Raw genomic sequence first — 13,038 nt, forward strand, 5'->3', positions numbered from 1 at the left:
GGCAGACGGTATCGAACGTGCTGAACTCGCCGGAACTGGTGCGGCCGGCGACGCGGGAGAGGGTCGAGGCCGCCATCGCCCAGCTCGGCTATCGGCCCCACGCGTCGGCCCGCAGGCTCAGGACCCGCAAGAGCTCGACGCTCGGCATCCGCCTCGATCCGATGACCAACGGCATCTCCGGCTCGGTGCTCGACCGTTTCCTGCACGCGCTGACCGAACAGGCCGATCGCCGCGGCCTGCGGGTCATGCTCTTCACGGCGACGGACCCGCAGGACGAGATTCGGCAGATCAAGCGGCTGCGCGACGGCGCCGACGTCGACGGCTTTGTGCTCACCTCGACGTTCTACGGCGACCCGCGCACCGAGTGGCTCATCGAGAACGACGTCCCCTTCGTCACCTTCGGGCGTCCCTGGGGTGTGGACGACATGAACGATCCCCGCCATCTGTGGGTGGACGTGGACGGATGGAGCGGCCTGAACGAGGCGACGAGACACCTGCTCGCCGCAGGCGCCGTCCATATCGCTTACCTCGGCTGGCCGAGCCCCTCAGGTACCGGGGACGACCGGCGGCGTGGCTGGCGCGATGCGATGGCCGCGGGCGACCTGAGCCCGGCGGAGCTGGATGCGCTCGAGATCGGCGCGGAGGACGGCGTCGGACAGGGCAGGGATGCGATCGCCGCGCTCATCGCGTCGGGAGTGCGGGTGGACGCGATCGTGAGCGCGAGCGACTCTCTCGCCCTGGGGGCGCTCATCGCGGTGGGCGGAGGGATCCCCGTGATCGGCTACGACAACACCCCGGTTGCCGAGGCGATCGGGCTCCCGAGCATCGAGCAGCGACTCGACGAGGTGGCCGCGGGTGCTCTCGAGCTGCTCCTGGGCCCGAGCGGGCACGAGATCCTCGACCGCACGGCCGGGTCGAACGAGCCCCGCCACCGGCTCGTGACGCCGCGGCTTGTCCCCAGGGAGCCCTCGGCGATCTCCGGGGGCTAGACGAGCGCCCCGGTCACCAGGAAGGCGCCGATCGCGACGGCGAGGCCGAGAACCAGGTTGGCGGTCATGCTCAGCAGCGCCGCGCGCCATCTGTCCAGGCGGATGAGCTGGATGGTCTCGACCGACCAGGTGCTGAAGGTGGTCAGGCCACCCGCGATGCCGGTCAGCACGATCAGGTGCCATTGGGTGGACATCGCCGCGGCCTCGGTCAGGGCGAAGACGGTTCCCCCGATCGCGGCGCCGATCACGTTGACGAGGAGGACGGCCCAGGGGAATCCGGACCGTTTCGCGAGGGCGAGGGAGATGCCGTAGCGGCCGAGCGCGCCGATCGCCCCCGCGACGAGCACGGCGGCGACGGTGGCCGGGCTCACTCGTCCACCAGATCGGGGCGCTGGACGCGCCGACCGCCGAGGCGGATGCCCAGCGCCGCGGCGCCGAAGCCGAGGACCAGGGTCAGGACGAGGTACAGGATGGCGAGCATCCAGAGCCCGTTGTCCGCCTCGGTCAGGAGGGACACGATGAGCGCGGAGAAGGTGGTGAACGAGCCGATCGTGCCGACGCCGAGACCGGCCTTGAGCCAGGACGGGATCGTCGGCCGCGTCCAGAGCGTGGAGACGAGCAGGCCGAGCAGGAACGACCCGACGATGTTGATGAGCAGGGTGCTCACCGGGAACGTGGTGTCGGTGTGCGGGAGGACCGTGTCCAGTCCCAGCCGGATGCCCGTTCCGATGCCCCCGCCGACGGCGACCGCCACGAGCTCGCGCCAGCCGGCCACGCTACTTCTTCGCGCCGGTCTCGAGCGGCGCGGGCGTCTCGTTCAGCCGCGCCGAACGATCGACCGAGCTCTCGCTCGCCCCTTCGGAGGACATCCGTCCGCGGTTCACGGGGGTTGCCGGGGGCAGCGGCATCCGCATGACGGGACGGCGCGGCTGGCCGCTCCGGTCCTGGCCGGGCAGCGGGCGGTACGGCTTGTCGTAGAGCGTCTTCGACGAGTCCAGCAGCCAGGGGACCAGCGCGATGGTGACGCCGTGGCAGAGCATGAGCTTCTGGCGGATGCGCCTGGCCTTGTGGTTGTGCAGCAGGTTCTCCCACCAGTGCCCGACGATGTACTGCGGGGTGTAGACGGTGACGACCTCGGCGCCGTATTCCGCCCTGCGGGCCTTGATGTACTTGATGAGCGGGATGCCGACGTCGCGGTACGGGGAGGGGATGATGCGCAACGGCACCTTGATGTTCATCTCGTCCCACTGCTTCGACAGGGTCTCCGATTCCTTGTCGTCGATGTTGACGTGGACCGCCTCGATGCTCTCGTGGCGGGCCGCGATCGCGTAGTCGAGAGCCTTGAGCATGGGCTTCTGCATCGTGCCGACGAGCACGAGGGCGTGGTCCCCGGTCGCGCCGAAGGTGGTGGTCGCGTCGACCTCGACGTCCTCGGCCACCTGACGGTAGTACCGGTTGATCCGCAGCATCAGGTAGAACAGCACCGGCATGATCGCGAACACGAGCCAGGCGCCGTGGGTGAACTTGGTGATCGTCACGACGATGAGCACGATGAAGGTGAACAGGGCGCCCGTCGCGTTGATCGCCCTGCTGCGGTACACCTGGCTGCGATTGGCGCAGCCCTCGCGCAGCATCTTCGTCCAGTGGATCACCATGCCGGTCTGCCCGAGCGTGAACGAGACGAAGACGCCGATGATGTAGAGCTGGATGAGCTGCGTCAGGTTCGCCCGGTAGATGAGGAGCAGGACGATGGCCGCGCCGCTCAGCACGAGCACGCCGTTGGAATAGACCAGCCGGTCGCCGCGGGTCTGCATCGATTTGGGTGCGTAGCGATCGCGGGCGAGCACGGAACCGAGCAGGGGGAAGCCGTTGAACGCCGTGTTGGCCGCCAGCAGCAGCACGAGCGCCGTCGCCCCCTGGATGACGTAGAACATGAAGTGCCCGGCCCCCGGGAACACCGCGGCGGCGATCTGCGAGATGACGCTGGTCTGGGGTGCGGTGGCGCAGTCCTTGAAGCCCTGGAGATCGCAGGCCTTCTCGGCGTAGTGCACGTGACTGAGCAGGGCGAGCGCCATGATGCCGATGAAGAGCACGATCGCGATGCTGCCCATGAGCACCAGGGTGCGTTGGGCGTTCTTGATCTTCGGGCGGCGGAAGGCCTGCACGCCGTTGGCGACGGCCTCGACGCCGGTCAGGGCGCTGCAGCCGCTCGCGAAGGCCCGCAGGAGCAGCAGGATGAATGCGATCTGGGTGAGCGTCGCGGGGTTCTTCACCGTGAACGACGCGGATGCCGCGATCGGCGTGTCCCCGAGCGCCGTGCGCACGAGGCCGGTGACGATCATGACGCCGACGCTGGCGATGAACAGATAGGTCGGCAGGGCGAAGGCCTTGCTCGACTCGGCGACGCCGCGGAGGTTGACCCCCGCGAGGATGATGACGAAGCCGACCGCGATCTCCACCCGCCAGGTGTTGAGCTCGGGGAACGCGGAGATGATGTTGTCGACGCCGCTCGCGACCGACACCGTGACGGTGAGGATGTAGTCGACGAGCAGGGCGGACGCGACGATGAGGCCGGCCTTCTCGCCGAGGTTCTTGTGGGCGACCTCGTAATCGCCACCGCCGGAGGGATAGGCCTTGATGAGCTGACGGTAGGAGGCGACGACCACGACGAGCAGCAGCACGACGGCGGCAGCGACCCAGGGAGCGAAGCTGAGAAAGGACAGCCCGCCAAGGGTAAGGATGAGCAGAAGCTCCTGCGGCGCGTATGCCACGGAAGACAGGGCGTCGCTGGCAAAAATCGGCAACGCCAAATGCTTTGGGAGAAGCTGGCCTTCAAGCTTTTCAGTAGCCAGCGGTTCGCCGATCAGCCACCGTTTAGGCGACCGAACTTCGTTAGTCACGAGGAGCGAGACTACACCTGTTGCAAGTACTGTCAAGAATCCGTTAGTACCGCCAGTTCTCGTGTCCGGACGCCCGAGGCGCCCGGGCGTCCGACCGTTAGACGTTCGTTACGAAACGGGGGCGCGACGGGCCGGTCCAGGGGCTCATCCGTTCGCCCGCAGCGCCTCTCTGACCTCGGCGAGCCGGGTCTTCAACAGCTCGACGGTGTTCTCCGGGATCCGCCCCCTCGCGGCGAGGCCGCGCAGGTCGGTCCGCACCTGATGACGGAACTCGTTGACGACCATCTCCGCCTCGCGCAGCCGCATGCTGGCCAGCTGCCGTTCCGGTTCGACCCCGGCCTTGTGGTCCGTCTCGCGCGCATCCGATCGGGCGTCGCGCGCGGCCGCCGCGAGGTCCGCCCTGAGGGTCTTCATCGCCGCGCCAACGGAGGACCGCACTTCGTCGGCCAAGCGCCTGACGGAGTCGGTGACGTCGCTCTCGATGCCGTCCAGCTCGCCCTCCCTGGCCTCGAGTTCCGCCCTGCCCGCCTCCGTGATGGCGTAGACGGTCTTGCGGCCCTCCGTCGTCTTGCTGACCAGGCCCTCCTCCTCGAGTTTGGCCAGGCGCGGGTAGATCGTCCCTGCGCTCGGTACGTAGGTGCCGCCGAACCTGTTCTCCAGCGCCTGGATGAGCTCGTAGCCGTGCATGGGCTGGGAGGCGAGGATGCTGAGCAGGTACAGCCGCAGATGCCCGTGGGCGAACACCGGCGGGGTCATGCGCGCACCGTGTGCAGCACGGAGACGTTGCCGCTGACGGTGTTGGCCTTGAAGGCGAGCCAGTTCTTGTCCAGCGTCCCGAATTTGCCGGTGTAGCTCCCCCGCACTCCGGTGACCGCCTGGTCGTCGAGCTGCAGGCGCCCGCTGACGGTGTTGATCCGGTACTGGGTCGGCAGCTCCGGCTCGAGCCGCGCCGTGACGCTGCCGGACACCGTGCTGACCCGCACCTCGTCCGGCGTGCCGACGATGTCGAGGAAGACCCTGCCGGACACGCCTTCGCTGGTGAAGCGCTCGATCTCGCCGCTTGCGGTGATGTCCCCGCTCACCGTGTGCGCCGAGATCTTCCCGTGCTGGCCGCGCACGGCGATCTCCCCGCTGACCGCATTGAGCTCGAGGTCACCGCGGTGCTCGTCGACGGTGATGTCGCCGCTGACGGTGCTGATGCGGGCATCCCCCGTCAGCCCGCTGATGAGCGCGGTGGCCGTGACCACGCCGAACTTCAGGGCGACATCGCGCGGGACCATGATGCTCACGTCGGCGCTCGAGCCGCCGCGGAACGAGGCGAAGACGTCGATGAAGTTGTCCCAGCTCAGCTGGGGGTGGTCGATCTCCAGGGTGCCGCCGTCGACGGACACCTTGAGCGCCTTGCCGCGAACGGAGTGCACCTCGACCCTGGCCCCCGGCTCGTCGTGGCCGACGATGTCCACCTGGCCGCCGATGAGGGTCACCTTCAGACTGCGGATCATCTCGACGTCGATCACCTTCTCGCCATCGACGAGCCATTTCTCCTGGGCCATGATGCGCCTCTTTCTCCCGTCTCGCGGGTCCGTCTCGCGATATATCGTGTTTGTGGTGAAACTCACGATATATCTCGAGTGGCGGGGGCGCAAGGTTTTTCTCGCGGTCAGCCCGCTTCGTCGACCCGGAGCGGTTCGATCGCGGCGGAGGGCGGCTCCGGCACCCTCAGGAGGGGCAGGGTCAGGCCGACCATCGGACCGATGAGGAGCGCGAAAGCGAGGGTCCCGACACCGACGTTGCCGCCGAGCAGCCAGCCGATGATCAGCACCGCGATCTCGATGCCGCCCCGAACCATCCAGATCCGCCAGCCCCAGCGCCGATGGATGCCCGTCATGAGGCCGTCGCGCGGGCCGGGTCCGAAACGCGCCCCGATATAGAGGCCGGTCGCCACGGCCAGCAGGACGAGGCCGCCGGCGAAGAGCGAGACCTGCCACCACAGGTCGTGCTGTTCCGGCAGCACCGCGAGGCCGAACTGGGCGCTCGGACCGATCAGCGCGACGTTCAGCAGGGTGCCGAGGCCCGGCCTCTGCCGGATGGGGATCCAGAGCAGCAGCACGACGAGACCGATGAGGTTGGTCATCCAGCCGAAGGCGATCCCGGTCTGCCGTGAGAGACCCTGGGTCAACACGTCCCAGGGTGAGACGCCGATGCCCGCCCTGACCATCATCGCGATGGCGAAGCCGTAGAGGAACAGCCCGAGCAGCAACTGCGCGATGCGGCGGAGGAAGAGGGGCGTCGGTCTCATGGAGACATCCAATGGGCAAAGTGGACCGAAGGCAAGAAGCCAATCTGGTTATAGTGGCCTCATGAGAGCCCTGTCGTCGCGAGTATTGGCCTCCCTACTGTCGGGCTGGCGGGATTCCGCCTCCGCTCCGGCGTACATCGCGCTCGCCGATCGCATCCGCCTCCTGATCCTCGACGGACGTATCCCGATCGGAACGCGACTTCCCGCGGAACGGGATCTCGCGGCCCAGCTCGGCATCAGCCGGACCACCGTCTCCGCCTGCTACACGCGGCTGAGACGGTCCGGATTCCTCGACAGCCTTCGCGGGTCGGGCAGCCTCGCCCGGCTGCCCGATCGAGCGCCGTTGCCGGTCGAGCGGACCATGGCGGATCATCTCGACTTCAGCAAGGCCGCGGTGACGGCGCTCCCGGGCATCGCCGAGGCGGCCCAGCGTGCGGTGGCGGAGCTGCCCTCCCATCTCGGCGGCACCGGATTCGATCCGGTCGGCCTCCCCGCGCTGCGGGTCGCGCTCGCCGACCGCTACACGGCCAGGGGTCTTCGGACGGAGCCAGGGCAGATCATGGTCACCATCGGCGCTCAGCACGCGATCGCCCTGCTCTCCCGCGCCCTGCTCGCGCGGGGAGACAGCGCCCTGGTCGAGTCGCCCAGCTACCCCCACGCCTACGAGGCGCTCGCGCTCGCGGGTGCGCGGCCGGTTCCCGTGAACGTCACGACGGACGACGGCTGGGACGAGGCCGGTCTCGAGCAGGCGCTTCGCCGGACGAGCCCCGCACTGGCCTACCTCATGCCGGACTTTCACAACCCGACGGGCATGTCGATGACCGCCGCGCTCAAGGAACGGATGCTGGGGCTTGCGCTCGCGCAGGGGACGACCGTCGTCGCCGACGAGACGATGGCGGAGCTGGCCATCGACGAGCACGATCGTCCGCTCCCGCTCGCCGCCTTCGGCCCCGCCGTCCTCATCGGCTCCGTCGGCAAGACCGTCTGGGGCGGCCTGAGGATCGGCTGGATCAGGGCGGAGAGGCCGCTCATCCAGCGCCTCGCCAGGATCCGCAGTGCCGGGGACCTGGGAACCCCCGTCGTCGAGCAACTGCTGGTGAAGAACCTCATCGATGGGTACGACTCGATCCTGGAGCTCCGGCGCGGGCAATTGCGCGCGGGGCGCGATCACCTCGAGCGGGTGCTCACCGAGGCCTTCCCGGAGTGGATAGTCCCTCGCCCGGCCGGCGGGCTCACCACCTGGGTCAACCTCGGCGCCCCGATCAGCTCGCAGCTGACCCTGGCCGCGCGCGGCGAGGGACTCCTGCTCGCGGCCGGACCCCGATTCGGGATCGACGGGGCGTTCGAACGGTTCCTGCGCATTCCGTTCAGCTATTCGGCCGAGGAGACCGATCGCGCCGTCGCTGCGCTCTCCGCCGCCATGGCCTCGCTCGCGCGCGGCCCGCTGCTTGACCAGAGCTTCCTCGCCGAGGTGGTCTGAGACCGCGGATGGGGCCGTTTAATACTCCGCCGAGAGTACGCACGCTCCCAGCGCGCACTGCGATACTTCTGGGCAGGGGCACGAGGCCGTGCGTCATCTCTCATCGCGCCTAGCGGCCATATGCAGTCCAGGAGTTTCACGTGCACTTTCTGTCGGTCTTCAGCCTGCGTAACCGTGCGCTCATCGCGCTCGTCACGGTTGTGGTCGCGATCTTCGGCGGTGTCGCCCTCACCTCCCTCAAGCAGGAGCTGATCCCGTCCCTCTCCCTCCCCTCCGTCTACATCGTCACCGGCTACCCCGGTGCCTCCCCGGATGTCGTCAACAAGGATGTCAGCACCCCCATCGAGAGCGCGATCCAGGGTCTCGAGGACCTCGACAGCACCACCGCGACCTCGAACACCGCCGCCTCGACGGTGACGGCCTCCTTCACCTACGGCACCGACATCGCCCGCTCAGAACAGAAGGTCCAGCTCGCGATCGACCGCATCTCCAGCACCCTCCCCGCGGGCGTGACTCCCCAGGTGATCACCTTCAGCCTGAGCGACCTGCCCGTCGTGCAACTCGCCGTCACGAGCGACATGGACAAGCACACGCTGGCCTCGAGACTCTCCTCCCTTACCGTCACGAACCTCAAGCAGTTGGACGGGGTGAGCGACGTCAGCCTGCTCGGTGCCGCCTCGCAGCGGGTGACGATCACCCCGGATGCCGCGAAGCTGGCCGCCTCCGGCCTCAGCGCTCAGGCGATCAAGACGGCTCTCGCGGCGAACGGAACCCTCCTGGCGAGCGGATCGATCACGGAGGACTCGAAGACCTACACGGTGCAGTCGGGCAGCCGGCTCACCTCGACGGCCGAGCTGGCCGCCCTGCCGCTTCTCGGCGGAAACCAGGCGACCGCCCCGACGATCGGCGATGTCGCCACCGTCGCCGTCACCGACGACCCGGCGAGCGGATTCTCCCGGGTCAACGGGAAGCCGGCGGTGACGCTGAGCATCACCAAGGCGGCGTCCGGCAACACGGTCTCCGTCTCGAACCTGGTTCGCGACGACATCCCCACCCTCGAGAAGCAGCTCGGTGGCAACACCCGGCTGACGGTCGTCTCCGACCAGGCGCCGTCCATCACCCAATCGATCGACAGCCTGGCCCAGGAGGGTCTGCTCGGTCTCGTCTTCGCGGTGATCATCATCCTGGTATTCCTGTTCTCGGTCAGGTCGACCCTGGTGACGGCGATCTCGATCCCCGTCTCGGTGCTCATCACCTTCATCGGGATGCAGGCCTCCGGCTACACCCTCAACGTCATTACGCTCGCGGCGCTCACGATCGCGATCGGACGCGTCGTGGACGACTCCATCGTCGTCATCGAGAACATCAAGCGGCACCTCACCCTGGGCGAGGACAAGCTGCGCGCCATCCTCGACGCCGTTCGCGAGGTGGCGAGCGCCGTGACCGCCTCGACCATCACCACCGTCGCGGTGTTCCTGCCGATCGCGCTCGTCGGCGGGATCACCGGCGAGCTGTTCCGGCCCTTCGCGCTCACCGTCACGATGGCGCTCGCCGCCTCGCTCTTCGTCGCGTTGACGATCGTGCCCGTTCTCGCCTACTGGTTCCTCGGCTCCAAGAAGTCCCCCAAGCACACGGGTTCCGTGGCAGAGACGGACGGGCAGTCCGTCCCGGGCGGTGAGGCGGACCCCGCCGCTCTCCAGGTCGATGAGCTGGAGACCCCGACGAGGCTGCAGAAGGTCTACCTCCCCGTCATCCGCTGGACCCTGAAGTTTCCGGCCGTCGTCCTCATCGTGGCGCTCCTGCTGCTCGTCGGCAGCGGATTCGCCGCGGCGGGGCTCAAGACCAACTTCATCGGCAACAGCGGCCAGAACACCCTGACCGTCACTCAGACCCTGCCGCTCGGCACGAGCCTCGCGGCGCAGGACTCCGCGTCGAAGAAGGTCGAGTCCGCCTTGCGCGACATCACCGGTGTCGACACCGTCCTCACCACGATCGGGTCGGGTGGCAGCTCGCTCCGATCGGCGTTCTCCGGCAGCAGCGCGACCGACTTCGCCGTCACGACGGATGCCTCGGCCGACCAGGACAAGCTCCAGAACACGGTTGTCGCCCGGATGAAGAAGATCCGTGACGCTGGGGACATCACGGTGGCGGCCGCCCAGTCCGGATTCGCGTCGAGCAATATCGAGGTGGACATCACGGCGGGCAGCGACGCCGATCTGCGCCGGGCATCCGAGTCGATCCTGACCCGGGTGAAGAAGCTCGACGTGGTCTCGAGTGCGTCGAGCAACCTCTCCGCGTCCCTGCCGTACATCGCCGTGCAGATCGACCGGACCAAGGCGGCTGCGGCCGGCCTGAGCGAGACCCAGGTCGGCGGCATCGTCACGCAGGCGATGAACCCCAGCGCGACCGGCACGATCGTGATCGATGAGAAGACCCTGTCGATCTACATCGACAACGCGAGTGCCCCGACCACCGTCGCGCAGCTCGAGGCCTTCTCGATCCCGACCCTCCACGGCATCGTCCCGCTCTCCGATCTCGCGACGGTGAAGACGGTCGATGGGCCGTCGAGCATCACGACGGTCAAGGGCCTTCGCAGTGCAACGATCGAGGTGACGCCGGGGACGGACAACACCGGGAGCGCCTCCACGGCCGTCTCCAACGCCGTCGACAAGGCGAAGCTGCCGGCGAGCGCGACCGCGACGCTCGGCGGGGTGACGGCACAGCAGAACGACTCCTTCGGACAGCTGGGGATCGCGCTGCTCGCCGCCATCCTCATCGTCTACGTGGTGATGGTCGCCGCCTTCAAGAGCCTGCGTCAGCCGCTGCTCCTGCTGGTGTCGGTGCCGTTCGCGGCCACGGGCGCCATCGTGCTCCAGCTCATCTCCGGCATCCCGCTCGGCGTTCCGTCGCTCATCGGTGTGCTCATGCTCATCGGGATCGTGGTGACCAACGCGATCGTGCTCGTCGATCTCATCAACCAGTATCGGAAGCGGGGGATGAAGGTCGCCGACGCGATCGTCCACGGCGCCTCGCGCCGGCTCCGGCCGATCTTGATGACCGCGCTCGCGACCATCTTCGCGCTGCTGCCGCTGGGGATCGGCCTCACCGGACACGGCGGTTTCATCTCCCAGCCGCTCGCGATCATCGTCATCGGCGGGCTGGTCTCCTCGACCATCCTCACGCTCGTGGTCCTGCCCGTGCTCTACTACCAGGTCGAGGGCGCCAAGGAGCGGCGGATGGATCGCCGCGCGGAGAAGGCCGCGCTCGAGAGGACGAGGTAGGCGCACCGGCGGGTGGCCCGCCCGCCCGGTTCGTCTAGGCTCGTCTGATGGCCACTCCCGATTTTGTGCTCGCCCTTCGAGAGAAGATCGGCACCGCCTCGCTGTGGCTGTCCGGCGTGACCGCGGTCGTGCTGCGCGGTGAGGACGTGCTGCTCGTGAAGCGGACGGACAGCGGCGAGTGGACCCCCGTGACCGGCATCATCGACCCCGGCGAGGAGCCGGCTGTGGCCGCCGAGCGCGAGGTGCTCGAGGAGGCGGACATCGTGGCGGTGGCGGAGTCGCTCTCCTGGGTCCGGGTCATTCCGCCCGTGCGATACCCGAACGGCGACGTGTCGCAATATCTCGACCTCGTGTTCCGCTGCCGCTATGTCTCCGGAGAGCCGTTCCCCGCCGACGGCGAGAACACCGAGGCGGCCTGGTTCCCGCTCGACGGGCTGCCGGCGATGTCCGAGGACATGCGCGCGCGCATCCGGGTCGCGGTCGAGGGTGCCGTCCGCACCAGATTCGAACGCTGAGCTCGGCTGGTCTGCGAGCGTTTCCCGGTCGTCGTTCCGGTCGTGGTCCCGGTCGTCGTCCCGACGGCGCGGCGTGTCGCGGCCGGGTTCGAGACCTCCGCTTTCGTGATGTCACGTGAGCATGACGTCATGTTCACGTGACAGGACGAATGGGCGAAGGTCGGTCGGAGGGCTCGGAAGCGGAAGGGCCGCGTCACGAGCCGGCGGGATGACCGGGAAGCAGCCCGGGTTCAGGGGCCGGCGAGCTTGGTGCGGAGGAAGTCGGCGATGCGCGATCGCATGGCCGGATTGAGCATCGCGATCGAGTGCAGCGTTCCCTTGACCGTGACGAAGGTCACGTCGACGCCGGCGCCCCGCAGCCTGCGCACGAAGGAGGCGGACTGCTGCAGCGGGATGCGCTCGCTGAGGGAGTGACCGATGAAAAACGGCGGGTCCGTCTTGTCGACGTGGTAGAGCGGCGAGGCCGTTCTCGCCTGCGGACAGTCGGTGAGATCCGAGCAGGCCAGGTACTGCAGCTCGAGCGGCACGAAGTCGTCCGCTTCCCGTCCCGTCGCGGTGAGGTTCGTCGGACCGCTCAGCTCCGCCACGGCGGCGACCCGCGATCCGGTCGTCCATCCGCCGCTTCCCCAGGTGCCGAGCAGCGCCGCCAGGTTCCCCCCGGCCGAGCCGCCGAAGACGCCGATCCGGTCCGGATCGATGTTGTACCGGTTGACCGTCGCGCTGCTGCGCATCCACCGCACCGCCGTCCGCACGTCGTCGAAACCGGCCGGGAATGGATGCTGCGGGGCGAGCCGGTAGTCCACCGAGAAGGTGACGAAACCCTCAGAGGCCAGCCACTGGCAGACGCTTCGCCAGTTGATGTTGTCCTTGTCGCCTTGCCGCCAGCTTCCGCCGTGGATAGACAGCACGGCGGGTAGGGTCTTGTTGTCCGCGGTCGCCTTCGGCAGGCAGACGTCCAGAACACTCGGCGATCCGGCCTTGCCGCCGTAGTCCACGTTCTCGGTGACCCGGATGTTCGGGTAGGTCCTGACCTGGGGGTAGACCGGCTGACTCGTGGGCTTGAGGCGCTCGGAGGAATCTCCGGTCGGCGAGCATCCGGCGAGGAGCAGCACGAGGGCCGCCGCGAGCGCGATCAACGCACGCGACGGCGACGACGCACGCAAACCACGCTTCATGTTTCCGGCTAATCTAGTGCGCTTTGCCGAGAGATCGGGTAACGTGGTCCAGTCGGCTCTAGACATCGCGAAGTTCGCGAATGGGTTTGTAAGTCTTTCGGGCCGGTTTCCTTCTGTACTGATTACAGAGCGTGGCCAAACTACTCCTTGGACCACACGGGAAAAATCACGTATGTGAAACGGTCCTGGCCAAAGATTGCCCGGGTTCCAGCAGAAGCGCTGCTTGTTGGTTGCGCGCTGCCATGCAACTAAACACAACCCGGAAAGCATCACCATGGCCAATTTCAGTAAGCCGGCGTCCTCGGGACGTCCCGCCAAGAAGTACAACACCGGCGCCCCCAAGACGGGCAGCCGCAGCGAGGGGCACCGCGGATTCCACGGCGACGCCGCGCCCGTGAA

The 13,038-nt window shown here is 67.9% G+C and carries 11 protein-coding genes; 4 read left to right on the top strand and 7 right to left on the bottom strand.

What is annotated here, in order from left to right:
* Positions 1–989 (top strand): LacI family DNA-binding transcriptional regulator (locus VGC18_RS01435; RefSeq protein WP_331093471.1); only part of this gene is annotated, 989 nt, incomplete at its 5' end.
* Here VGC18_RS01435 and crcB read toward each other — a convergent pair.
* From crcB to VGC18_RS01465, 6 genes are all read right to left on the bottom strand, one after another.
* Positions 986–1,360, bottom strand: a complete 375-nt coding sequence (gene crcB / locus VGC18_RS01440) for a fluoride efflux transporter CrcB (protein ID WP_331093473.1) — start codon at positions 1,358–1,360, stop codon at positions 986–988. The two genes, VGC18_RS01435 and crcB, sit on opposite strands and share 4 nt — an antisense overlap.
* Entirely contained in the window at positions 1,357–1,764 is a 408-nt protein-coding gene (locus VGC18_RS01445; RefSeq protein ID WP_331093474.1) for a CrcB family protein, read from the bottom strand. The genes crcB and VGC18_RS01445 overlap by 4 nt, the downstream gene beginning before the upstream one ends.
* Position 1,765: 1 nt before the next feature.
* Complete coding sequence (locus VGC18_RS01450; protein WP_331093490.1) at positions 1,766–3,856, bottom strand: APC family permease; 2,091 nt, start codon at positions 3,854–3,856, stop codon at positions 1,766–1,768.
* 177 nt (positions 3,857–4,033) lie between these two features.
* Positions 4,034–4,645: a PadR family transcriptional regulator gene (locus VGC18_RS01455; RefSeq protein ID WP_331093476.1), complete on the bottom strand. Its 612-nt coding sequence runs from the start codon at positions 4,643–4,645 to the stop codon at positions 4,034–4,036.
* A complete protein-coding gene (locus VGC18_RS01460) occupies positions 4,642–5,442 on the bottom strand; it encodes a DUF4097 family beta strand repeat-containing protein (protein WP_331093478.1) in 801 nt (266 codons plus the stop codon). Before VGC18_RS01460 ends, VGC18_RS01455 begins: the two co-directional genes overlap by 4 nt.
* A 107-nt stretch (positions 5,443–5,549) precedes the next feature.
* Positions 5,550–6,188 (bottom strand): hypothetical protein, encoded by a 639-nt coding sequence (locus VGC18_RS01465; protein WP_331093480.1) that lies wholly within the window; start codon positions 6,186–6,188, stop codon positions 5,550–5,552.
* A gap of 61 nt (positions 6,189–6,249) precedes the next feature.
* Between VGC18_RS01465 and VGC18_RS01470 the strand changes: the two genes are divergently transcribed.
* The 3 genes from VGC18_RS01470 (at position 6,250) to VGC18_RS01480 (ending at position 11,464) form a co-directional block, all read left to right on the top strand.
* Positions 6,250–7,668: a PLP-dependent aminotransferase family protein gene (locus VGC18_RS01470; protein WP_331093482.1), complete on the top strand. Its 1,419-nt coding sequence runs from the start codon at positions 6,250–6,252 to the stop codon at positions 7,666–7,668.
* 140 nt (positions 7,669–7,808) lie between these two features.
* Positions 7,809–10,949 carry an efflux RND transporter permease subunit gene (locus VGC18_RS01475; protein ID WP_331093484.1) on the top strand — a complete coding sequence of 1,047 codons (3,141 nt, stop codon included), beginning with the start codon at positions 7,809–7,811 and terminating at the stop codon, positions 10,947–10,949.
* 47 nt (positions 10,950–10,996) lie between these two features.
* On the top strand, positions 10,997–11,464 hold the full coding sequence (locus tag VGC18_RS01480; RefSeq protein ID WP_331093486.1) for an NUDIX domain-containing protein: 468 nt from the start codon (positions 10,997–10,999) through the stop codon (positions 11,462–11,464).
* A 230-nt stretch (positions 11,465–11,694) separates the two neighbouring features.
* Here the strand turns inward: VGC18_RS01480 and VGC18_RS01485 are convergent, their stop codons facing one another.
* Entirely contained in the window at positions 11,695–12,639 is a 945-nt protein-coding gene (locus tag VGC18_RS01485; RefSeq protein WP_331093488.1) for an alpha/beta hydrolase, read from the bottom strand.
* Positions 12,640–13,038: the final 399 nt, after the last annotated feature.

Origin of the sequence: Lacisediminihabitans sp. (assembly GCF_036404185.1) — a bacterium.
GTDB lineage: Bacteria > Actinomycetota > Actinomycetes > Actinomycetales > Microbacteriaceae > Lacisediminihabitans.

Excerpts from the sequence above, each read along its gene's own strand:
- VGC18_RS01455 (WP_331093476.1), bottom strand. The coding sequence starts at position 4,645 with ATGACCCCGCCGGTGTTCGCCCACGGGCATCTGCGGCTGTACCTGCTC.
- VGC18_RS01460 (WP_331093478.1), bottom strand. The coding sequence starts at position 5,442 with ATGGCCCAGGAGAAATGGCTCGTCGATGGCGAGAAGGTGATCGACGTC.
- VGC18_RS01470 (WP_331093482.1), top strand. The coding sequence starts at position 6,250 with ATGAGAGCCCTGTCGTCGCGAGTATTGGCCTCCCTACTGTCGGGCTGG.
- VGC18_RS01480 (WP_331093486.1), top strand. The coding sequence starts at position 10,997 with ATGGCCACTCCCGATTTTGTGCTCGCCCTTCGAGAGAAGATCGGCACC.
- VGC18_RS01465 (WP_331093480.1), bottom strand. The coding sequence starts at position 6,188 with ATGAGACCGACGCCCCTCTTCCTCCGCCGCATCGCGCAGTTGCTGCTC.
- VGC18_RS01485 (WP_331093488.1), bottom strand. The coding sequence starts at position 12,639 with ATGAAGCGTGGTTTGCGTGCGTCGTCGCCGTCGCGTGCGTTGATCGCG.